The following is a 22,654-nucleotide window of genomic DNA, read 5'->3' on the forward strand; positions in this document are numbered from 1 at the left end:
CGGGAGGGATCCGACCCAGCGTCATTCAGCGATCAGTACCAGGCCATCCGGGAACACGATGGCCGCTTCATCAGCACTCACGTCGAAGAAGCCCACGCCGTGCTTCTCGGCCAGGTCCTGCACCCGCCCGTGCGCGCGCTCGGCCACCGAATAGGCGAATGCACCGTAGATCACCTGACTACCGATGCTGTACTCGGTCACCTCGGCACGATCATCGTCGTCATTGCTCAACGGCCCGTTCATCGGCGGGAACTCCTGCGCCATCTCCGCGAACCACGCCTGCAGCGCCGGGCTGCTGACCGCCGGGTCGTCGTATTCGTGGCGCTCGTTCCACTGTGTCTGCTTCTCGAACCAGGCGATGAAGGCCGCCGCCTCGCGCGGGGCCGCACTGGCCTCGAACACCATCATGTCGTAACTCATTGAGCCGTCCTGTTGCAGGGCCAGGGTCGGATCCCTCTCCGCAGGAGAGGGCTCTGACCCCTGCGCGGAGTCTGTGGACGCACAGGGTAGCGCGCTACGGCTGCGTCGCTGTGCGCATCGCCAGCCCCGGCGCCAATGCCTTCGCCTCCGGGAACAGCGCGAAGCGCAGGCCGATCAGGCCCATCAGGGCTTCATCGCGGGCCTTGCAGGCGGCCACGCTGCCGACCCGGCCCAGCGAGGTTTCCAGCCGCTCGCGCAGCGCTTCGGCCGCCACAATCGGTTTGCGCGCAGCGATCTGCCGGCGGTAGTGCACGGCGATCTCTTCCAGGATGTGCTCGACTGCTTCGCGGCTGCGTTCGGGCAGTTCCAGCCGTGCGCGACGCAGCTGCAGGATGTTCAGGCCGATGCGCGCCTCGTTGAGCATGTCCACCGAGGCGATGTCGCTGCCCTCGGGCGTCGCTGCCAGGCGCGGTGCGAGCAGGCCCAACAGGTCGAGCATGCGTGCGGCGAAGCGCTGGCGGTCCTGCTGGCCGCGGCCTTCGGCGGCTTCGGCCAGCGTCGTCCAGCCCTGCCGCACCAGGCGGCGCGCGGTCCACTCGGCACCTACCGAACGGAACAGGCGGGTCATCACCACCGCAAAGCCAATGCCGATGAACATCGCAATCGACGAGTTGAGGAAGGTCTGGATGTTGGCGCTGTAGGTGTTCTGCAGGCTCAGCAGTGCGGCCAGGTTCACCGTCAACGGCAACGCGAACAATGCGCTCTTGGGGTGGTGCAGCATCAAGCCCAGCGGCAGGAACGCCACCGCCAGCACCAATGCCAGCAGGCCGAAGTCGTGCACCGCAGGGAACACGCCGAACAGGTACACACCGGCCACCACCGAGGCGACCATCGCCCACACCAGGAACGACACCATGCTCGGTGCCGGGTCGTCCTGTGCAGCGAAGAATGCAGCGGTCACCGCGGCCATCATCGCGCCGTTGCCACCACCTTCCCAACCCAGCGCGATCCACAGCACGCAATAGCTCATCAGCGCCACGCCGGCACTGAGCGCGGAGAACAGCGCCATGCCGTAGTCGACGTGCTTGTCGGCGGCCACGCGTTCGGTGCGGATGCGGTAGTGCGCGCGGTCCAGCGGCGCGGTGCCGTGGTCGATCGCGTGCTGCAGGGTGCGGCAGTCCTGCCACAGGTCCACCAGTTCCTCCAGGCGCAGCAGCAGGCTGGCCAGCTGCAGGTGCTGCAGGTCGCGGTCCACCTGCGGCTTCAGCGCGCTGATGCGCGCGCGCAGGCGGGCGTATTCGCTGGCGTTGGTCGGCCCGTCCAGCCAGTCATGGATATCGTCGACCAGTGCCGGCAGCCCTTCCGGCAGGGCCTGGCCATCGCTGCGCAACGCGCTCAGGCGATCGGCAATCGAGGACAGCACCGGCAACAGCAGCAGCATGCGCTCGCGCAGGCGCTCCATCGACACCGCCGAACCGGCATGGCGTGGATCATCGCGGCGCAGGAACTCGATCAGCGCCTCGAACTGCACCAGGTCGGCGGCCAGCCGGTTGCGCGGCGCATGCGCGCGGCCACGTTCAAGGATCTGCCGGCACCACTGTGCGGCGTCCTCCATCCAGTTGCCGATGCGCGCGCGCAGCATCGGGCGTACCGAGGCCGGGAACAGCAGCGATGCGAACAGTACCGCCACCACCGTGCCGAGGATGATCTCCTCGCTGCGTGCCACCACCGTGTCGAAGATGGTTTCCGGCGAGGTCACGGCCGGGAAGCCGATGAAGGCCGTCGTGTAACCGGCCAGCAGGAACGCGTAGCCGCGCGGGCCGCGGTTGAGCAGGGCCATGAACAGGCAGCCGGCCAGCCAGATCGACATCGCCGCGCTGAGCACCAGCGGCGTTTCCACCAGCGCCGGCAGCACCAGCAGGGTGGCCAGGCCGGCCACCAGGGTGCCGACGATGCGGTACACGCCCTTGGCGCGGGTCGGGCCCAGCAGCGGCTGGCTGACGATGTAGACCGTGCCCATCGCCCAGTACGGGCGCGACAGGTTGCCGGCCATGGCGATGTACAGCGCGGCCACCGCAGCCAGGTAGGTCTTGATCGAGAACAGCCAGGCCTGGCGGTCGGTCAGCGCGTTCATGGCTTACTTCGCGGCAGTCGTGGCGTTGGGCGCGGCGGCGCTGGCCTGCCAGCCCCCACCCAGTACCAGGAACAGATGGATCTGGTCGCGCGAGACCTGCGCTTCGGCGGCGGCCAGAGTGGCGTCGCTGGTGGCCAGGCTGCGGTCGGCATCCAGGCTGGACAGGTACGGCGTGCGGCCGCCCTGGTACAACCGGCGGTTCTGCTCGGCGGCCAGCGCGGCCTGCTCCTGCGCGATGCGCAGCGACTGCAGGCGGCGCAGGTCCTGTGCGTAGCGGTCCAGTGCGGTCTGGGTCTCGCGCAGCGCCTGCAGCACGGTGTGGTCGAACTCGGCCAGGGCCGCATCGGCACCAGCCTCGGCGGCGTGGATGCGCGCGTGGGTGCCCGAGGACGGCAGCGTCCACGAGATCAGCGGGCCGATCGACCACTGCTGGGTCATCGGCGTGCCGAAGTCTTCCAGCAGGCCGGCGGCACCGAGCGAGGCCCCCAGGCGGATGTCCGGATACAGCTCGGCGGTGGCCACGCCAATCCGCGCGGTGGCCGAGGCCAGCTTGCGCTCGGCCTGGCGCACGTCCGGGCGACGCTGCAGCAGTGCACGGCCATCACCGACCGGCAGCGGCTGCGCCAGGCTGGGGGCATGTGCACAGTCGATCACACCGGCCGGCAGCTGGCCCGGGGTCTGCCCCAGCAGCGCGGCCAGCGAATAGGCGGCGGCCGAGCGCTGCGCCTGCAGCGGCGGGAGTGCAGCTTCCAGCAGCGCCACCTGGGCATTGGCGCGGGCCAGTTCCGGCGGCGTGCCGCGGCCGGCCGCGATCAGGCGCTCGGTGACCGTGCGGCTGCGCTGCTGCAGCTGCAGCGAATGCTCGGCCACGTGCAGCTCGTGGTTGGCGTGGCAGATTTCCAGATAGCTGTCGGCCACCTGCGCGACCACGCTGACCTGGGCCAGGTCGCGTGCTGCGGCGACCGACTGCTCGTCGGCACGGGCCGCTTCGGCGCCGCGCTTGAGCTTGCCGAACAGGTCGAACTGGTAGCTGACCGCGAACTTGCCATCGGCCAGGTTGATCACCGGCAGCTCGTGTTCCTGCAGGAACGATTCGGCCGACAGCTGCGCGCGGCTGACCCCGGCCTCGGCCTCGTACTCGAAGCCACCGGCGTCCAGCGCCTGTTCGTACACCGCCGCCGCACGACGCAGGTGCGCATCGGCGGCTTTCAGTTCAACGTTGTCGCGCAGCGCCTGGGTGATCAGGCCATCCAGCATCGGGTCGTTGTACAGCGACCACCAGCGGTCGGGCAGTGCCTGGTTGGCGGCCACCTGCGGGTTCTGGGTATCGATGAAGGCCGCATTGGCCTGCGGGCGCTTGAATGCCGAGCCTTCCGGCAGCGCGTAATCGGGGCCAACGGTCCTGCATGCGGCCAGGCTGGCCAGCGCGACGATCAGGCCGAGACGGGGCAGGGCGGCGTTCACAGGCCCGCCTGTGTCGGTGCGGTGCCGGCCTTGTCGTTGTGCGGATGGCGGCTGGTGTCCACGGTCACCGTGGCGGTGCGGCCGGCGATCAGTTCCACGCCCCTGGGTACTTCGTCGATGGCGATGCGCACCGGGATGCGCTGGGCCAGCCGCACCCAGTCGAAGGCCGGGGTCACGTTCGGCAGCAGGGTGCTGCCATTGCTGCGGTAGCGGTCCTCGATGCCGGCGGCGATGCTTTCGACATGGCCACGCAGCGGGGTCGATTCGCCCATCAGGCGGATGTCCACGGCTTGTCCCGGGGCCACGCCACGCAGGCGGGTTTCCTCGAAATAGCCATCGATGCGGAACGAGCCGGTATCCAGCAGCGCCAGCACCGGCTTGCCGGCCACCACGTAGTCGCCCACGCGCATGGTGCGGTCGTTGACCCGGCCATCGGCCGGTGCGCGCACCTCGGTGCGCCCCAGGTTGAGCTCGGCCAGGTCGACCGCCGCCTGTGCGGTGGCCAGCGCGGCCTGTGCGGCCTGCAGCTTGGCGTGGCGTACTTCGGCGTCCTCCGCGGCGACCAGGTCCTGCAGGCTGCGGTCACGGCCGATCTCGCGGCGCAGCTGTGCCACCGAGGCCTGGCGCTCGCCCAGGCTGGCCTTGGCCTGTTCCAGCGCGATGCGGTAACGGGCACGGTCGACCACGAACAGCAGGTCACCCTTCTTCACCGCCTGGTTGTCGGCCACCTGCACTGTTTCCACCAGCCCGGATACGTCCGGCGCCACCTGCACCACGTCGGCGCCGACATGGGCATCGCGGGTCCACGGCTCATCCATGTAATAGACCCACAGCTGGCGCAGCACCAGCAGGGCGACGATCACGGCTGCGCTGGTGAGCAGCACCGGCAGGGTCTTCTTCACGATCTTGTTCACGATTGCATCCAACGCAGGAGGTGGAACAGCAGGCCCAGCACGATCCCGTACAGGGCCAGGTTGAACAGCGCCGGGTGCCATACATGGCGATAGGCGCCGGCACGCTGCAGCAGCGCGTGCAGGCCGCTGTTGACCAGATAGGCCAACAACATCAACCCGAGCAGGGTCGGGACGAACACTCCGTGGAGACTGAATTCACCGGGCATCGGTAGGGGCGAGGTGGGGGAGGGGAGGAACAACGAAACAACAGCAACGGGCAAAAGCCGCTGGCGTGTGCACGGCAGCGGCGGTATTCGGGGGCAGCGGTCTTACGTGATGCGGTCGGCGGCCTCGGCCAGCAGGCGCCATGCCTTCAGCACGGCGTGCAGTTCATCCATGGAAAGCTCGCCGAACACGTCTTGGCGCAGGCCGATCAACTGGTCTTCCAGCTCGCTGACCAGCGCGTGTCCCGCGTCGGTCAGCCACAGCAGGTTGGCGCGGCGGTCGCTGGCGTCGCTCTCGCGGCGGACCAGGTCGCTGGCGCACAGCTTGTCCAGCAGGCGGACCAGGGAAGGCCCTTCCATGCCCAGCTGCTGGGCCAGCGCCACCTGGCGGATGCCACCGCCGGAGCGGCCGATCATCAGCAGGGGCATGGTGCAGGCGGTGGAGATGCCGTAGCTGCCGAGCCGGCTGTCGGCCAGGCGCTGCCACTGCCGCCCTGCGTACAGCAGGCCGGAGCTGAGCTGCATCTGCAGCACGGTGCGCTCGTCGAGGGGTCGGTCCATAAGAGATAGATAGGATACTACTAATTTCATTCCTATCAATGGGTTTTTCTGAATGGGCGGGGTGTAGTGAGGAAAGCGTTGCGCCACGTTGCTACGGGTAGGGCAGCGGGGGCCGGGCGGGGCAGGACACGCCGTGAACCCCCCTCCGGGGTCCGGCCCAGCCGCTGGCGGCTGGGCGTTCGGGCGCTTGCGAGGCATGCCTCGCAAGCAAGCGCCCTCACCCTTGGGGGCTCGGCCGCGGCTTGCTCGTGTGCGCGTCCTGCGCACACGGCAAGACCGGCGTTGGGCGTCCTGCCCAACCCGCCCGAGGCATGCCTCGGGCCCATGCCGCGGACGGTCCTGCCCCGCCCGGCCCCCGCTGCCTTCCCATCCCCCCGCGAGCGCGGTGGGTTGGCTCTTGGAAGCAAGAGCAGAAGCAGTGCGGACCAACGGTCCGCACCCACCAAAGCACAAAACACCACAGCAGCGGCGCGCCGCTTCCGAAGCCATGAACCCCCGCTTTTGCCCCCGCTTTCGGGCGGTCCGGTCGCGCCCGCAGGACACCGCCAGGGAGTGGGAGAGGGGGCTGCGCAGGACCGTTGGCGCCATGGATGGCGCCATCGAGCCCCCATGGACGGGTTTACGGCGTGTCCTGCGCTGCCCCCTCTCCCACTCCAAACCGATAGCAACGACGCGCCAACAACGACCCCCGATGAACCGTCCCAACAGGACGACCCACCCCCCGGTCGGGTACGATGCTCGCCCCCCGTTCGGGACGCTGTACGCAATGAGCAAGAACAACGAAAAGGCCGCCCCGCAGGGCGACGTGACCCAGGACCAGGCCGAGGATGCCGTGCGCACCCTGCTGCGCTGGGCCGGTGAGGACCCGTCCCGTGAAGGCCTGCTGGATACCCCCCGCCGTGTCGCCGAAGCCTATGGCGACTGGTTCAGCGGTTACCGCGACGACCCGCGCGCCTACATGGAGCGGACCTTCGAGGAAGTGGCCGGCTACGACGAGCTGATCGTCCTGCGCGACATCGAGTACGAAAGCCACTGCGAGCACCACATGGCCCCGATCATCGGCCGCGTGCACGTCGGCTACCTGCCGGCCGGCAAGGTGGTGGGCATCAGCAAGCTGGCCCGCGTCGTCGAAGCCTACGCCCGCCGTTTCCAGGTGCAGGAGAAGATGACCGCGCAGATCGCCCAGTGCATCCAGGATGTGCTGCAGCCGATCGGCGTCGGCGTGGTCGTCGAAGGCGCCCACGAATGCATGACCACCCGCGGCATCCACAAGCGCGGCGTCAGCATGGTCACCTCGAAGATGCTGGGCAGCTTCCGCGACGACGCGCGGACCCGCGCCGAGTTCCTGCGCTTCATCGAAGTGGGCGGCAAGCGCTGAGCCGCTTGCCCGCACCCCGCCGGCCCTTGGTGGCCGGCATGCCCACGGCTGCCCGCACGGCCGCCGTGCGCGGCTGCTCGTCCCCGCCAGCCCTCATGACTCCTTTCGCTGCATGAAGCATCGCGAACGCATCTCCCGTTACCGCCATCTGCGCGAACAGCCCCAGTGGAAGCTGCTCGCCGCCGACCACGCTCCGGAAATCATCGGCCTGCTGCAGGGGCTGCTGATGGACGGCGAGCGCACGCTGTCGTCGTCGGTGCTCAACGAGCGCCTGCAACGTGCGCTGGACCAGCTCAACGGCGACGAACTGTCGCGCGACCTGCCGCGTACCGCGCAGGCTTACATCGCGCACTGGCTGGCCCAGGGTTGGCTGGAACGCCGTTTGCCCGAAGGCGCAGACCAGGAGCAGTACGAGCTGTCGACCGCGGCACTGCAGGCGATCCGCTTCGCCGATGGCCTCGAGCAGGCCCGCGTGGCCGCCACCGAAAGCCGGCTGGCGCTGGTCATCGAACAGCTCTCGCAGCTGGCCGCGCAGACCGAGTCCGATCCGGATGCGCGCCTGTCGGCGCTGCGCGACGAGCGCGACCGCATCGACGCCGAGATCGCCCGCGTCGGCGCTGGCCGCGTGATCGCGCTGGATGGCAAGCGCGCGCTGGAACGTGCGCGCCAGATCATCGGCCTGGCCGACGAGCTGACCGAGGACTTCCGCCGCGTGCGCGACGACTTCGAGCAGCTCAACCGCGATTTCCGCGAACGCATCATCGACGATGAGGGTGAGCGCGGCGACGTGCTGTCGCAGCTGTTCGAAGGCGTGGATGTGATCGGCGAGAGCGATGCCGGCCGCAGCTTCCAGGCGTTCTGGCGCCTGCTCAACGACGCCGAACAGAGCGCACAGCTTGATGCTGCGCTGGAAGCGGTGCTGGCGCGTGGCTTTGCGCGCCGCCTGGACCGCAACGAGCGCAACTTCCTGCGTGGCTTCACCAGCACCATGCTCGAGCGCGGTGGCCAGGTACACGATGTGCTGCAGAACTTCGCGCGCAGCCTGCGCGGCTTCGTGCAGAGCCGTGGCTACCTGGAACAGCGCCGCCTCAACCAGCTGCTGAAGCAGGCGCAGTCCGAAGCACTGGCCCTGCGCGACGAGTTCCCCGCACAGCGCGGCATCGGCCGTGACCTGCAGCTGACCACCAGCCGCCTGCGCTCGTGGTCGCAGTGGAGGCTGCACGATCCACGCAGTGCCCAGGTCGATGGCAACGTCGAGTACAACGACGCGGCCGCGATCAGCCTGGAAAGCGTCGGCGATCTGGTCGCTTCGTCCGAAATCGACTTCCGCACCCTGCGCCGTGACCTGCACGACCTGCTCGATGCACAGCCGCGGCTCAGCATCGCCCAGGCCCTGTCGCAGCGCGAGGCGCCGCAGGGTCTTGGCAGCGTCATCGGCTATCTGTCGCTGGGCACGCGCTTCGGCAACGTGGTCGCCGGCGAGCAGGAGCTTGCCGAATGGCGTGGTGGCGACGGCCAGATCCGTCGCGCCCGCATCCCGCTGGTTTGGTTTACCCAGGAGAGACGCCATGAGCTGGCATGAAGATCCCATCGACGCAGCGCAGGCCGACGTGGCGGAAGACGCCTACGAAGCCGAGCCGGTGGCGGCCGTGGCGCAGCCCCGCCGTGGCAACGACGTGTACTACCTCGGCGATACCGGGCGCCTGCCGCTGGATGCACGCCGCGCGCTGTGCCAGCTGCTGATCGGCCCCAGCATCGACCAGCTGCGCCACGCCAAGCTGTGGCCGGCGCTGATCCGCAGCGAGGCGGCCATCCGCTCGTCGCTGGCGGACCTGTTCCTGGAACTGGTGCTCGACCGTGACAGCGGCGTGGCGTTCACCCGCCAGGCCGATACCGAAGACGTGGATGCGCCGGTGCTGCTGCGCACCTCGCCGCTGACCTTCATCGATTCGGTGCTGCTGCTGTATCTGCGCCAGCAGCTGGCCGAGGCCGATGCGCGCGGCAACCGCGCGGTGGTCGCCGACGCCGAGATGGCCGAAGCGCTGGCCATCTACGAAAAAAACCTGTCCACCGACCGCGCCGGCTTCAACCGCCGCGTTGCTTCGGCAGTGCAGAAGATGAAGGACAACCACATCCTGACCCGCCTCAGCGGCCAGGAAGACCGCCACGAAGTCTCGCCGGCGCTGAAGCTGCTGTTCTCCGCCGAAGACGTGTCCCAGCTTTCGGCGGTGTACCGCCAGCTGCGCGAAACCCCGGCCGCCGAGGCCTGAGAGACCCGACCATCGCATGGCTATCTCCAAGCACACTCCCGCACTGTTCAACGAAGGCCTGCCGGACCCGCGCCTGCAGCAGTTCCGCATGCGCCGCCTGCAGGTGCACAACTGGGGCACCTTCAACGGCCTGACCGAAGTGCCGATCGCCGAGCGCGGCTTCCTGTTCGTCGGCCGTTCCGGCTCGGGCAAGTCGACCCTGCTCGATGCCATGTCCGCGCTGCTGACGCCGCCGGCCATCGTCGACTTCAACGCCGCCGCGCGTGAAGCCGAGCGCAGCGGCCGCGACCGCAACCTGGTGTCCTACGTGCGTGGCGCGTGGGCTGACCAGCAGGACAGCGGCACCGGCGAAATCGCTACCCAGTACCTGCGCAAGGGCGCGACCTGGACCGCACTGGTGCTGGAGTACCGCGCCGGCGATGGCCGCGTGGTCAGCCTGGTGCGCCTGCTGTGGATCTCCGGCAACGGCACCTCGGCCGGCGACGTGCGCAAGCACTACATGATCGCCGAGCGTCCGTTCGACATCGCCAAGGATCTCGGCGGCTTCGACCTGGACCTGCGCAAGCTCAAGCAGAAGCTGTCCGACCTGCACCACTTCGACACCTTCTCCGGCTACGCCGAGCGCTTCCGCGACCTGCTCGGCATCGACAACGAGATGGCACTGCGCCTGCTGCACAAGACGCAGTCGGCGAAGAACCTGGGTGACCTCAACGTCTTCCTGCGCGACTTCATGCTCGACACGCCGAAGACCTTCGACGCCGCCGAGCGCCTGGTCAGCGACTTCGCCGAGCTGGATGGCGCGCACCAGGCCGTGGTCACCGCGCGCCGCCAGGTGGAAACCCTGCTGCCGGCACGCGCCTACTACAACGACCTGAAGGAAATGCACCGCCAGCGCGGCGACGACGAAGCACTGAAGCTCGGCGTCGACAGCTTCCGCGAAAGCCGCCGCCAGGCGCTGATCGAAGCGCGCCTGCGCGAGATGGACGTGCGTGACCGTGGCCTGCTCGGCGAAGAGGCCCAGCGCCGCGCCGCGCTCGACAACCACACCGAGCGCCTGGCCGAACTGGAACTGCAGCGCCGCCAGCAGGGCGGTGAGCGCATCGAGGAACTGGAACGCGAGCAGGGCCGCGCCGAAGCCGAGCGCGACCGGCGCAAGGCCAAGCGTGACCAGGCCCAGGAAGCGGCACAGCAGCTGCAGGCCGAACTGCCCGACGATGCCCATGGTTTCGCCGAGCTGGTCGAGCGCGCGCAGAACGAACTGCAGGACCGCCAGCGTGCCTCGGCGGCACTGGACGATGCGATCAGCGATCGCCTCGGCGGCAAGCGCGATGACGAGCGCCGCTTCGGTGAAGTGCGCAGCGAACTCGAAGCGATGCAGCGCACGCCGTCCAACATTCCGGCGCCGATGCAGAAGCTTCGCGCGCGCCTGGCCGAGGAAACCGGCATCGCCGAAGCGGCGCTGCCCTTCGTCGGCGAGCTGATCCAGGTCCGCTCGGAAGAGCAGGGCTGGCAGGGCGCCATCGAACGTGTGCTGGGCGGCTTCGCGCTGTCGCTGCTGGTCGATGACAAGCACTACAACGACGTCGCCGAGTGGGTGAACCGTACCCACCTGGGCATGCGCTTCACCTACTACCGCGTGCGCCGCAACGATGATGCGTTCGCGCGCGAGCCGTCGGCGAAGTCGCTGCTGCACAAGCTGGAGCTGCGCGAGCATGTGTTCGAAAGCTGGCTGCGGCGCGAGCTCGGCAAGCGCTTCGACTACGAGTGCGTGGATGCCAAGCAGCTGCGCAACGTCGACCGCGGCATCACCCGCGAAGGCCAGGTCAAGCATCCGGGCGACCGTTTCGAGAAGGACGACCGCAGTGCGGTGGGCGACCGCCGCCGCTGGATCCTCGGCTTCAACAACCACGACAAGGTGGGCGCCTTCGAGCGCGAGGCGCAGGAACTGGCCAAGCGCATCGCCAGCTGCGAGACCGACATCGCACGCTTGCGCGGCCAGCGCGACCGCGACAACGAGCGCCGCCTGGCCTGCCACGAACTGGTCAGCATCAGCTGGAACGAGATCGACATCGCCGCTCCGCAGCAGCGCCTGAGCGACATCGAGGCCACCCTGCGCGACCTGCGCGAAGGCAATGCCGATCTGGCCAAGCTGGCCAAGCAGATCGACGCCGTGCGCGCCGACATCGAGCAGTCCCGCCGCACCTATGAGGACGTCCGCGTCGAGCGCGGCCAGCTGGTCAAGGAGCGCGATCGCCTCGACCGCGCCCGCCAGCAGAGCCGTGCGCTGGTGCTGCCGAGCCTGGCCCAGGAGCAGGAAGCCGGCCTCGCCGAGCGCCTGCAGGAGCAGGGCCCGCTCAGCCTGGAAACGCTGGAAGCGCACATGCGCCAGGTCAGCAACGCGCTGAACGAGCAGCTGTCGTCCTCGCAGCAGGACCTCAACCGCATCGAGAACCAGCTGATCGGCTGCTTCCGTCGCTTCATCCAGCAGTGGCCGGAGGAATCGGGCGACTTCACAGTATCGGTGGCCTCGGCCGAAGACTTCCTCGCCCGCCTCGAACGCCTGGAGCGCGACGGCCTGCCGCAGCACGAAGAGCGCTTCTTCGATCTGCTGCAGAACCAGAGCAAGAACAACCTGCTGGCCCTGCAGCGCCACAGTGCAGAGGCCCGCAAGTCGATCGGCCAGCGCCTGGACGAAGTGAACGCCAGCCTGGAGCAGGTGCCGTTCAACCGTGGCACGCTGCTGACCATCGAACTGAGCGACCGCCGCCTGCCGGAAGTCGGCGAGTTCCACCTGCAGCTGCGCGAGGTGCTGTCGCAGCAGCAGACCGAGCAGCGCGAGCTGGCCGAATCGCAGTTCACCGTGCTGCGCCAGCTGGTCAACCGCCTGGGTTCGCAGGAAGGCGAGGACAAGCGTTGGCGCGAGCTGGTGCTGGACGTGCGCATGCACGTGGAGTTCATCGGCGTCGAGCTGGATGCGGAAACGCGCCAGCAGGTCGAGATCTACCGCAGCGGTGCCGGCAAGTCCGGTGGCCAGCGCCAGAAACTGGCCACCACCTGCCTGGCTGCGGCACTGCGCTACCAGCTCGGCGGCGCCGACAGCCAGCTGCCCAGCTACGCCGCGGTCGTGCTCGACGAAGCCTTCGACAAGGCCGACAACGAGTTCACCGCGCTGGCGATGAACATCTTCGACAACTTCGGCTTCCAGATGGTGGTCGCCACCCCGCTGAAGTCGGTGATGACGCTGGAGCCGTTCATCGGTGGCGCCTGCTTCGTCGAAATCAGCGGCCGCCACGACTCCGGCGTGCTGCTGATCGAGTACGACGAAGAAGGCAAGCGCCTGAAGCTGCCCGAGCGCAGCCGCCAGCAGGCCAACGAACCGGAAGAAGCCGAGGCCTGACCGCCTCGGTCCAGCGACCTGTAGAGCCGAGCCATGCTCGGCTGCTCTTCGCGCTCGGAAACAGTGTGCCGACCAAGGTTGGCACCTACCGGAAGTCGCTCTGCTCTTGCCCTTGCTCCCAGCTTCCGCGCTCGCGCAGAGGCCGGGTAGCGGTTGGGTGAGGGGGCATGGCAGGACCGCGAGCGCCATGGATGGCGCTCACGAGCCCCCATGGACGGGTTCACGGCGTGTCCTGCCATGCCCCCTCATATGGGAGTCAGGCGCCAGCGACGCGGTGGATCACGCTCCGCGCAACGTATCCCACGCCATCCGCGCGATCAGCACCACCACCAGCCCCACGAACAGCTTGCGGATGAACGGCGTGCCGCCCTTCAGCGCCAACCGCGTGCCCACCACCGAACCGATGATGTTGGCCGCCGCCATCGGCAGCGCGAACAGCCACAGGATGTTGCCGGTCGGCACGAAGAACGAGATCGCCGCCACATTGGTCGCCAGGTTCACCACCTTCGACGCGGCCGACGCGCGCAGAAAATCCAGGCCGAAAAAGCGCACGAACAGGAAGATCAGGAAGCTGCCGGTGCCCGGCCCGAAGAAACCATCGTAGAAGCCGATCGCCGCACCAATGGCCAGTGCGATGGTCAGCTCGCGGCGGCCGATCTCCTGCGGCCGGTGCAGCGCGCCGAAGTCCTTTTTCCACAACGTGTAGGCCAGCATCGCGATCAGCAGCACCAGCACCAGTGGGCGCACCGCGTCCTTGGGCAGCAGGCTCACCGCGGTGGCCCCGGCGAAGGAGAAGATGAAGGCGGTGCCGGCCGCGAACAGCACCGGCTTCCACGGGAAGCGCACGTTGCGCGCATAGCGCCAGGCAGCCGCACCGGTGCCGAACATCGAACTGAACTTGTTGGTACCGAACAGCATCGCCGGCGTCTGCTGCGGCAGCACCGTGAACAGGCCGGGCAGCTGCACCAGGCCACCGCCACCCACGGCGGCATCCACAAGACCGGCGATGAAGGCGATCACCACCAGCCACCACAACTCAGGGGGAACCAGTTCCAGCACGGCGATCAATCAAGGTGGGGGCGCGACAGCATACGCCTGTCCTGCTTCAGCTGGCCCGTGCCGCGCGTGGATCAATCCGCGCAACCCGGCGACAATGCCGGCATGAGCCGAAAACCCGCCGATCCCTGTCCCTGTGGCCTTCCCGCCGACTATGCAGCCTGCTGCGGCCGTTTCCACGCCGGCGAAGCCGCGCCCGATGCCGAGCGCCTGATGCGTTCGCGCTATAGCGCCTACGTGCGCGGTCTGGCTGACTACCTGCGCCAGAGCTGGCATCCGGACACGCGTCCGGCCGAGTTGTCGCTGGATGATGCGCCCGGCCAGCGTACCCATTGGCTGGGCCTGACCGTGCACGAGCACACCGTCACCGGTGCTGACAGCGCCGATGTCCGCTTCACCGCGCGCTATCGCGTCGGCGGCGGCAGTGCGGTCAAGATGACCGAGCACAGCCGCTTCCAGCGCATCGACGGCCGCTGGTACTACCTCGACGCGGTCTGAGCCCTACACGCTGCGCGCAGCCAGCACGCGCTGGCCGCCGTGCGCGTGCACCTGGTTGCGGCCGCCGTCCTTGGCCACATACAGGGCCTGGTCGGCGGCCTTGACCACTGCCATCGGGCGCGGATCCACATGGCTGTCGGCCAGGCCGATGCTCACCGTCACCTGTACCACCTGGCCGCTGCCACCGCGTCCGCGCTGCTGGCGGCCGGCTTCGTCATCGCGGCTGCGGGTGCTGCGGTCGCGCAGCTGCATGCGGGTCTCCTCGATGCTCTGCCGCAGCGCCTCCACGGCATCCATGCAGGCCGCCGCAGGGCGGTCCAGGAACACCACCGCGAACTCCTCACCGCCATAGCGGAATGCACGGCCACCGTCGCCCACCCGCGCCAGCCGCGAGGCCACCAGGCGCAGTACATCGTCTCCGGTGTCGTGGCCATGGGTGTCGTTGAATGACTTGAAGTGGTCCACGTCCACCATCGCGATGCTGTAGGTGCCGCGTGCCCGCTGCAGGGTCTCGTTGAATGCCCGTCGCCCCGGCAGGCCGGTCAACTCATCGCGGAAGGCCATGTGGAAGGACTCCTGCAGCATCGCGCCCAGCATCAGCAGCAGGGCGGCGCTGCTCAGCGCCGGCAGCAGCACCGGCTGCAGGAAGATCCGCGGCAGCATCCACCACAGGCACAGCAGGGCCAGCAGCATCGCCGTGTGCAGTGGCCGAGGATGCCGCCACGCCTGCCAGCCCAACGCTGCGGTCGCCAGCAGGAACAGCAGCGCCGGCAGCTGCGCCAGCGCGTTCCAGTCGGCGGGAATCCAGGCCCAGTGACGGTTCGACAGCAGATCGTGCATGCCGCGCGGCTGCTGTGTGGCTAGCAGCAGGAAGATCATCACCGCGGTGCCGATGGCAATACCGCGCAGCAGCAGGTCCTGGCGCCGCCGTCCGCGCTCCGGCCACAACGCAAGGCCGGCAGACAACAGCGGCAACCAGGCCGAGATGGCGTGGAAGCGCAGCGGTGTCAGCGTGGTGACATGGCCATTGCGCAGGTAGCCAGCGACGTCCTGGTGCAGCAGCGCGAACGTCACCGCCACAACCATCAGCAGGCACAACGTGCGCACCTGGTGGTAGAGCAGGGCCAGGCCGGCACCGAGGCAGGCCAGCAGCCAGGGCAGGATGCGCTGCGCCGGGCTGGCCACGTCTGCGGTATCCAATGCGGTCCACACCACCACGGCAACCAGCACGGCAGGCAGCACGAACAGGTAATGCGCAGGCTGGCGGAGCGGATGCAGGGGCAAGCAGGAATTCCAGCGCGGTGACGACGCGGCCGCAGCATTGCCGTTAGCGGCGTTCGTGGTGGCTTCTTGAATGCGGCAGGCTCATCCATGTGAACGAAGTGACGCCGAACCATGACGTCGCACTCACCGTCCAGCGCCGATGCTGCCCACATGGACAGCGTACCCGCCGCCGTCGCTGCCCCGCAGCACGATCTCGCCCGCCAGTTCGCCCATGTACGGACGCGCAGCCTGCAGCTGGCCGCGCCGCTCAGCGCCGAGGACGCCATGCTGCAGAGCATGGCTGACGCCAGCCCGAGCAAATGGCACCTGGCCCACACCACCTGGTTCTTCGAACGCTTCGTGCTGGCGGGTTTCGGCACCGCGCCAGCGCATGACCCGGGCTGGGACTACCTGTTCAACAGCTACTACAAGAGCATCGGCCCGGCGCATGCGCGGCCACAGCGCGGGTTGCTGTCGCGGCCGTCGCTGCAGCAGGTGCGCGACTACCGCCAGCAGGTCGATGCGCAGGTGCAATCGCGGTTGGCGGCGGGCGATCTCGATGAACAGGCACTGCAGCATCTGCAGCTGGGCCTGCAGCACGAGCAGCAGCACCAGGAACTGCTGCTCACCGACATCAAGCATGCGTTCTGGTGCAACCCGCTGCAGCCCACCTACCGCGAGGACCTGCAGCCTGCCACCAGCGCTGCCAGTGCGCAGGGCTGGATCGAATCACCCGAGCGCATCGTCACCGTCGGCGCCGCGGCATGGCCGCAGCAGGCCGCGTTCGCCTACGACAACGAATCGCCAGCGCACCGCGTGCTGCTCCCCGCGCACGCATTGGCCGAGCGTCCCGTCAGCAATGCCGAGTATCGGGCCTTCATCGACGCCGGCGGCTACCGTGAACCGCGCTGGTGGCTCAGCGAAGGCTGGGCGCTGCGCGAAGCCGAGGGCTGGCAGCACCCGCTGTACTGGGATGACGCCCTGCAGCGCGAGTACACCCTGGGCGGTTGGCGCGAACTGGATCCGCACGCGCCGGTCTGCCACCTCAGCTACTACGAGGCCGATGCCTGCGCCCGCTGGTCCGGCGCGCGCCTGCCCAGCGAGTACGAATGGGAAGCCGCCGCTGCGTCGCAGCCGCTGCGCGGACATTTCGCCGATGACGACCGGCTGCACCCGCTGGTAGCGCAGGGCAGTGGAATACGGCAGCTGTTCGGCGATGTCTGGGAGTGGACCCACAGCGCGTATGGCGCCTATCCGGGCTTCCGTCCCTTCGCCGGCAACCTCGGTGAGTACAACGGCAAGTTCATGTGCGGGCAGTGGGTGCTGCGTGGCGGCAGCTGCGCGACACCCCGCGGCCATGTGCGCGCCAGCTACCGCAACTTCTTCATGCCGCAGGCGCGCTGGCAGTTCTCCGGGCTGCGCCTGGCCAGGGACCTCACATGAGCACCGTGCATGACGCGCTGCAGGCATTGACCGATCTCACCCCCGGGCGGCAGCAGATCCTCTCCGACGTAGTGGCCGGACTCTCACGTACGCCGCGCCAGCTGCCGTCCAAGTACTTCTACGATGCGCGTGGCTCGCGACTGTTCGAGCAGATCACGCAGACCCCCGAGTACTACCCCACGCGCACCGAGCTGGCCCTGCTGAAGAGCGTGCTGCCGGACATCGCCCGCAGCGTTGGCCCGCGTCTGCACGTGGTGGAGCTGGGCAGCGGCAGCGGACGCAAGACCGCGCTGCTGCTGGCCGCACTTCACGACCCGGTGGCCTATACGCCGATTGAAATCTCGCGGGCCGCGCTGCTGTCCAGCATCGATCATCTGGCGCCGGCGTTGCCGGAGGTGGAGATGCTGCCGGTCTGTGCCGACTTCACCCGCCCCGTCGCCGTTCCCATGCCCGAGCGCGAACCCGCGCGACGGCTGCTGTTCTTCCCCGGTTCCACGCTGGGCAACTTTGAAGGCGAAGACGCGGTCGCACTGCTGCGGGCGATGCGCCAGACGATGGGCCGCGACGGCCTGGCCCTGGTCGGCATCGATCTGCACAAGGACCCGGCTCTGATCGAAGCGGCCTACAACGACGCGCAGGGCGTCACCGCCGCGTTCACTCTCAACCTGCTGGCCCGGCTCAATCGCGAGATCGGCAGCGACTTCGACCTCGACGGCTTCCACCACCGTGCCTGCTACAGCACCGCGCGGCTGCGCATCGAAACCGATCTGGTCAGCCGCTGGGCGCAGGATGTGCATCTGGACGGCCGCACCTTCCACTTCGCCGCCGACGAACCAATCCGTGTGGAGTACAGCCACAAGTACACCGACGACAACTTCGAGGCGCTGCTGCAGCAGGCGGGCCTGCAGGTCACGCAGCGCTGGAATGCCGACAGTCCCGCCTACGGCCTGCGCCTGCTGCGTGCCATCTAGGGCGGCCGGCCAGCCGGTACCCCTTCAGGTTCTGCAGCACCGCTACCCCTAAGATGGCCGTGCAACGGCAACACGGAGGACGCCATGCCCATTCTGACCACCCTCGGCCTGGCGGCCGCTCTCGCCTCGCCCCCCGCGCTGCCTGCAGCACCGGATGCCAGCGTCGATCCGGCCTTCAGCCGCTGCCTTTCGGGCCTGCAGGCCACGGCCGCCAGCCAGGGCATCAGCGCCGAGCGCTTCAACGAAATCACCGCCGGCCTCACCCCGGACCTCAGCGTGCTCAGCCTGCTCGACGCGCAGCCGGAATTCACCACGCCGATCTGGGACTACCTGGCCGCGCTGGTCGATCGCCAGCGCGTGGCTGATGGTCGCGCCATGCTGCAGCAACATCGCGATCTGCTTGATCGCGTCTCCGCGCAGTATGGCGTCGATCCGGCCACCATCGTCGCGGTCTGGGGGGTGGAGAGCGACTATGGCCGCGTATTCGGCAAACGCCCGCTGCTGCAGTCGCTGGCCACGCTGTCCTGTGCCGGCCGCCGCCAACCCTTCTTCCGCGGTGAATTGCTGGCACTGCTCAAGCTGATCGACCGCGGCGACCTGCAGGCACAGGGGCTCACCGGTTCCTGGGCCGGTGCCTTCGGGCATACGCAGTTCATGCCCAGCACCTACGCACGCATCGCCGTGGACGGTGATGGCGATGGCCGCCGCGATCTGGTCGGCAGCATTCCTGACGCGCTGGCCTCCACCGCCAACTATCTGAAGCGTGCCGGTTGGCGCAGTGGCGAACCGTGGGGCATGGAAGTCCGTGTTCCCGCCGGCTTCAACGCCAGCCAGGCCGGCCGCACCCAGCGTCGCGCCCTGGCCGACTGGCGTGCGCAGGGCGTGACTGCGCTGGATGGCAGCGTGTTGGCTCCGGCCAACCTGCCGGCGGATGCGCGCGCCGCGCTGCTGCTGCCGGCCGGCAACAAGGGCCCGGCATTGCTGGTGTTCCGCAACTACGACGCGATCTACAGCTACAACGCCGCCGAAAGCTATGCGCTGGCGATCGCGACGCTGGCTGACCAATTGCGTGGCGGCAACGGGTTGGCCACCGCCTGGCCGACCGATGACCCGGGCCTGGGCCGCGATGAGCGCCGCCAGCTGCAGACCCTGCTGCTGGCCCGCGGCCACGATATCGGTGCCGCCGACGGCATGATCGGTACCGCCACGCGCCGCGCGATCCAGGCCGAGCAGCAGCGCCTGGGCTGGAGCGAGGTGGACGGCCGCGCAGGCCAGCGCATCCTGCGCACGCTGCAGGAAGAGGCGACCGCCATCGCACCCGCTGCGCAGAAGGCCTTGCCCCAGGCACGCTGACCGCGACATCATCGCCGCGGTCTTCAAGGAGCGTCATCGCATGCAGTCGGATCCGGACATCAGCAGCGGCCTGTATCACGGGCTGGAGGCCTGGCACGTGCGCACCCCCAGCGCGACGGCGGTCATCAGCGTGTTCGGCGGACAGCTGCTGTCGTTCATTCCCGATGGGCAGCCCGATGTACTGTGGCTTTCGCCCACGCGCGCCGAGCTGCCCACGCCCATCCGCGGTGGCGTCCCGGTGTGCTGGCCGTGGTTCGGCCGCCAGGGCCAGAACAATGATGTGCCCGCGCATGGCCTGGTGCGCACCGCGCGTTGGGAGCTTCTGCAGGCCAGCCAGAGCGATGACGGTGAGGTCGAGCTGCAGTTGGCACCTGCACCCTGCGCCGATCCCGGCCTGCGCCTGCAGATGCAGTTGCGCATCGGCCGCCAGCTGCGTCAGCAGCTCGTCACCGAGAACACCGGAACCTCGCCGGTGACCTTCACCCAGGCCCTGCACAGCTATTTCCGGGTGGGCGATGCCAACCAGGTCGAGGTCGAGGGCCTTGATGGCCTGCAGTACCTGGACAAGTACGAGGACTATGCGCAGCTTCGCCTGCAACAGGGACCGTGGTCATTGCGCGATCCGCGTGACCCCGGTCGCAGCGATCGCATCTATACCGGTGCCGGCGGCCATTACGTGCTGCGTGATCCCGTACTGCAGCGGCGGATCGAGATCCGCAGCGAAGGCAGCCAGACGCTGGTGGCCTGGAATCCCGGTGCGGAGGCGGCAGCGAAAATGGCCGATGTCGGCGATGGCTGGCACGATTACGTTTGCCTGGAAGTGGCCAACGCAGGCCCGGAGCAGATTACGCTTGCGCCGGGTGAGCGCCATCAGCTGGTGCAGACCCTGGCCAGTACCGGGCTGTAGGCGCTGGCAGCGGTTTCAGTTTGTCGATGCAGTAGCAAGGACGGAAAACATGCAGGAAGCACAATGGTGGTACGCCAATGGCAGGCAGAGCAGTGGGCCGGTGGATCTGGCCGGTCTTCGCCAGCTGCAGCGGGAAGGGACGGTCACGGCGCGAACGCTGCTCTGGTGCGAGGGCATGCCCTCGTGGCGGCCGTTGGCGGAGCTGGATCAGGCCTCAACGCAGGTCGAGGTGGCTCCGGTCCTGGATATCGACGCAGCGCCTGCGGCCGAGGGCATTGCGCCGAGCGTCGGCGATCCGTCCGACCCCTATCGTGCGCCGGTCGCTGCACCGGGTGTGGCTGCGGCTGCCGGGCTGGAGGGCGAGATGGCCTTGTACGCCAGCGTGGTCGGTGGCAACTTCCCGATCTATCGCCAGCGCTGGCGGCTGGATCAGGGCATCGCCACGGGCAGTGGCACCTGGCACTGGCCGGCATTCCTGCTCGGCCTGATCTGGATGATGTACCGCAAGATGTACCGCCTGGCGGCGATGTGGGCTGGCCTGCTGCTGCTGATCAGCGTGGTCGAGACCTTGCTGGATGTGCCGGATGGCCTGTCACTGGTCATCACCTTCGCGCTCAGCATCACCACCGGCATCTTCGGCAACAGCTGGTACCTGGCACACTGCCAGCGACTGATCGCCCAGGCCCGTGCCGTCACCGGCGGCGATGACGCACGGCTGCGCAGCGAGCTGACCGCGCGCGGCGGCACCAGCGTGGTCGCCACACTGATCGCCATCGTCATCGCGGTGGTGCTGAGCACCGTCGGCGCCGCATTGGCGGGGTAGGGCAGGTCAGCGTCCCTGGCGGGGCCGCAGCACCAGCAGGCACAGCGCACCGGCCACCAGGCCCCAGAACGCCGAGCCGATGCCGGCCAGTGAGACGCCCGAGGCGGTCACCAGGAAGGTGACCAGTGCCGCCTCGCGGTCCCGCTCTACTGCCAGCGCACTGGCCAGGCTGTTGGCGATGGTGCCGAACAGCGCAATACCGGCCACGCAGGCCACCAGCTCTTTCGGGAACGCCGCGAACAGTGCGGCCACGGTGGCACCGAACAGTCCGATGACGATATAGAAGGCACCTGCCGCCATGGCGGCGGTATAGCGTCGTGCCGGGTCCTCATGGGCATCACGGCCCATGCAGATCGCGGCGGTGATTGCCGCCAGGTTCAGCGCGTACGCACCGAACGGCGCCAGTAGTGTATTGACCACACCGATCCAGCCGATCAGCGGCGACACCGGGGCGTCGTAGCCGGATGCCCGCATCACCGCCACGCCCGGAATGTTCTGCGAGGCCATGGTGACCACGAACAGGGGCAGGGCGATGCCGGCCACCGCGGTCCAGGACAGGGATGGGGTCACCCATTGCGGTACCGCCAGTTGCAGCTGCACCTGCTGTGCGTGCAGCAGGCCACGGCTGGCCGCAACCGCGATGCCGACCAGCAGGGTGGCGATGACCGCATAGCGCGGGAACAGGCGGCGTCCGGTCAGCCACGTGGCGAACATGGCCAGCGCCAGTACCAGCTGGGTGTTCATGGCCACGAACACGTCCAGACCGAAGCGCAGCAGCACCCCGGCCAGCATGCCGGCGGCCAGCGCCATCGGCACCCGTTGCATCAACCGGGCGAAGATGCCGGAGAAGCCAGCCAGCATGCCCAGAACCGCAGCGAGCAGGAATGCACCGGTGGCCTCGGAAAGAGATGCGCCGCCGGCACCGACCACCAGCATCGCCGCGCCCGGTGTCGACCATGCGGTCACCACCGGTACCCGATAGCGCAGTGACAGCCCGATGCAGGTGACACCCATGCCCAGTCCCAGTGCCCACATCCATGAGGCGATCTGCGCCTGGTTGGCACCGACAGCTTGTGCAGCCTGGAACACGATGACGGCCGAACTGGCGAAGCCGACCAGCACAGTAATGAAGCCGGCAACGAGGGCCGGTACTGAAAGGTCGCGCCACCACGCTTGCCGCACCTGCATGTTCATTGCCGTCTCTCCACTGTGCATCCGTGCATTGATAGCCCTTGTGGCGTTGACCGCGCAACGCGCGGTCAACGCCACAGTGATCTTCGAGCGTATGTCATGCGTGACGTTGCCTTGGTTCTGTCATCACCCTGCAAAAAAATGCTTGACGAAATCTGCAGGATCTCTAGAATTCGCTCCCTTGCTGCAGCGCACCGCTTCTTCGGAAACGGCACGCAAACAGCAACGCCACCACCGACGAACGAGATGATCGAACGAAGGTGTTGACGGACTCGAAAAGTCCGGCATAATAGGCGGCTCGCAACGACGAAAGGCCTTCGGGTCCAACGACGAAGCAGCATCGGCAACAACGTCCACCCCGGTGAGACGGCCTTGAAAAAAGGTGTTGACGAAGCGGAAAGGCCGGCT

20 protein-coding genes are annotated in these 22,654 nt (G+C 68.2%); 10 read left to right on the forward strand and 10 right to left on the reverse strand.

Annotated elements, in window-relative coordinates:
- Positions 1–21: 21 nt before the first annotated feature.
- From N7573_RS06060 to N7573_RS06085, 6 genes are all read right to left on the reverse strand, one after another.
- Positions 22–420 carry a hypothetical protein gene (locus N7573_RS06060; RefSeq protein WP_164115801.1) on the reverse strand — a complete coding sequence of 133 codons (399 nt, stop codon included), beginning with the start codon at positions 418–420 and terminating at the stop codon, positions 22–24.
- 94 nt (positions 421–514) lie between these two features.
- Entirely contained in the window at positions 515–2,554 is a 2,040-nt protein-coding gene (locus N7573_RS06065) for an FUSC family protein (RefSeq protein WP_279912941.1), read from the reverse strand.
- A 3-nt stretch (positions 2,555–2,557) separates the two neighbouring features.
- A complete protein-coding gene (locus N7573_RS06070; protein ID WP_279912940.1) occupies positions 2,558–4,018 on the reverse strand; it encodes an efflux transporter outer membrane subunit in 1,461 nt (486 codons plus the stop codon).
- Positions 4,015–4,932 carry an HlyD family secretion protein gene (locus N7573_RS06075; RefSeq protein WP_279912939.1) on the reverse strand — a complete coding sequence of 306 codons (918 nt, stop codon included), beginning with the start codon at positions 4,930–4,932 and terminating at the stop codon, positions 4,015–4,017. Before N7573_RS06075 ends, N7573_RS06070 begins: the two co-directional genes overlap by 4 nt.
- Positions 4,929–5,138, reverse strand: a complete 210-nt coding sequence (locus tag N7573_RS06080) for a DUF1656 domain-containing protein (protein WP_010487502.1) — start codon at positions 5,136–5,138, stop codon at positions 4,929–4,931. Before N7573_RS06080 ends, N7573_RS06075 begins: the two co-directional genes overlap by 4 nt.
- A 102-nt stretch (positions 5,139–5,240) precedes the next feature.
- The gene (locus tag N7573_RS06085; RefSeq protein ID WP_012481667.1) at positions 5,241–5,696 is read right to left on the reverse strand and encodes a MarR family transcriptional regulator; all 456 of its coding nucleotides are present in this window, start codon (positions 5,694–5,696) and stop codon (positions 5,241–5,243) included.
- A 766-nt stretch (positions 5,697–6,462) separates the two neighbouring features.
- On the opposite strand from N7573_RS06085, the gene folE reads away from it, so the two are divergent.
- The 4 genes from folE to N7573_RS06105 all read left to right on the forward strand — a co-directional run bounded on the left by folE (position 6,463) and on the right by N7573_RS06105 (position 12,741).
- Entirely contained in the window at positions 6,463–7,074 is a 612-nt protein-coding gene (gene folE / locus N7573_RS06090) for a GTP cyclohydrolase I FolE (RefSeq protein ID WP_004141296.1), read from the forward strand.
- Positions 7,075–7,186: 112 nt separating this feature from the next.
- On the forward strand, positions 7,187–8,656 hold the full coding sequence (locus tag N7573_RS06095; protein WP_121504949.1) for a DUF3375 domain-containing protein: 1,470 nt from the start codon (positions 7,187–7,189) through the stop codon (positions 8,654–8,656).
- Positions 8,643–9,344, forward strand: a complete 702-nt coding sequence (locus tag N7573_RS06100; protein WP_005411692.1) for a DUF4194 domain-containing protein — start codon at positions 8,643–8,645, stop codon at positions 9,342–9,344. The genes N7573_RS06095 and N7573_RS06100 overlap by 14 nt, the downstream gene beginning before the upstream one ends.
- A 16-nt stretch (positions 9,345–9,360) precedes the next feature.
- The gene (locus tag N7573_RS06105; protein WP_049446864.1) at positions 9,361–12,741 is read left to right on the forward strand and encodes an SbcC/MukB-like Walker B domain-containing protein; all 3,381 of its coding nucleotides are present in this window, start codon (positions 9,361–9,363) and stop codon (positions 12,739–12,741) included.
- 279 nt (positions 12,742–13,020) lie between these two features.
- Here N7573_RS06105 and N7573_RS06110 read toward each other — a convergent pair whose 3' ends face one another.
- Positions 13,021–13,800 carry a TSUP family transporter gene (locus tag N7573_RS06110; protein ID WP_071229494.1) on the reverse strand — a complete coding sequence of 260 codons (780 nt, stop codon included), beginning with the start codon at positions 13,798–13,800 and terminating at the stop codon, positions 13,021–13,023.
- A 102-nt stretch (positions 13,801–13,902) separates the two neighbouring features.
- Here N7573_RS06110 and N7573_RS06115 point away from each other — a divergent pair, with 102 nt between their 5' ends.
- Complete coding sequence (locus tag N7573_RS06115) at positions 13,903–14,295, forward strand: YchJ family protein (RefSeq protein ID WP_197616442.1); 393 nt, start codon at positions 13,903–13,905, stop codon at positions 14,293–14,295.
- Between the two features lie 3 nt (positions 14,296–14,298).
- Here N7573_RS06115 and N7573_RS06120 read toward each other — a convergent pair whose 3' ends face one another.
- A complete protein-coding gene (locus tag N7573_RS06120) occupies positions 14,299–15,579 on the reverse strand; it encodes a GGDEF domain-containing protein (protein ID WP_279913238.1) in 1,281 nt (426 codons plus the stop codon).
- Positions 15,580–15,729: 150 nt separating this feature from the next.
- On the opposite strand from N7573_RS06120, the gene egtB reads away from it, so the two are divergent.
- The 5 genes from egtB to N7573_RS06145 all read left to right on the forward strand — a co-directional run bounded on the left by egtB (position 15,730) and on the right by N7573_RS06145 (position 21,055).
- Positions 15,730–17,001, forward strand: a complete 1,272-nt coding sequence (gene egtB / locus N7573_RS06125; RefSeq protein ID WP_279913240.1) for an ergothioneine biosynthesis protein EgtB — start codon at positions 15,730–15,732, stop codon at positions 16,999–17,001.
- Positions 16,998–17,972, forward strand: a complete 975-nt coding sequence (egtD, locus tag N7573_RS06130) for an L-histidine N(alpha)-methyltransferase (RefSeq protein ID WP_279913237.1) — start codon at positions 16,998–17,000, stop codon at positions 17,970–17,972. Before egtB ends, egtD begins: the two co-directional genes overlap by 4 nt.
- Before the next feature lie 84 nt (positions 17,973–18,056).
- Complete coding sequence (locus N7573_RS06135; protein WP_279913236.1) at positions 18,057–19,325, forward strand: lytic murein transglycosylase; 1,269 nt, start codon at positions 18,057–18,059, stop codon at positions 19,323–19,325.
- A gap of 40 nt (positions 19,326–19,365) precedes the next feature.
- Positions 19,366–20,232, forward strand: coding sequence for a D-hexose-6-phosphate mutarotase (locus tag N7573_RS06140; RefSeq protein WP_132811064.1), 867 nt, complete (start codon positions 19,366–19,368; stop codon positions 20,230–20,232).
- A gap of 49 nt (positions 20,233–20,281) precedes the next feature.
- Positions 20,282–21,055: a DUF2628 domain-containing protein gene (locus N7573_RS06145; protein WP_279913235.1), complete on the forward strand. Its 774-nt coding sequence runs from the start codon at positions 20,282–20,284 to the stop codon at positions 21,053–21,055.
- A gap of 6 nt (positions 21,056–21,061) precedes the next feature.
- On the opposite strand, the gene N7573_RS06150 is transcribed toward N7573_RS06145, so the two are convergent.
- A complete protein-coding gene (locus N7573_RS06150; RefSeq protein ID WP_279913239.1) occupies positions 21,062–22,249 on the reverse strand; it encodes a benzoate/H(+) symporter BenE family transporter in 1,188 nt (395 codons plus the stop codon).
- A 123-nt stretch (positions 22,250–22,372) separates the two neighbouring features.
- Positions 22,373–22,654 (reverse strand): hypothetical protein (locus tag N7573_RS06155; RefSeq protein ID WP_279943104.1); only part of this gene is annotated, 282 nt, incomplete at its 5' end.

The organism is Stenotrophomonas sp. GD04054, from assembly GCF_029836955.1.
GTDB lineage: Bacteria > Pseudomonadota > Gammaproteobacteria > Xanthomonadales > Xanthomonadaceae > Stenotrophomonas > Stenotrophomonas maltophilia_A.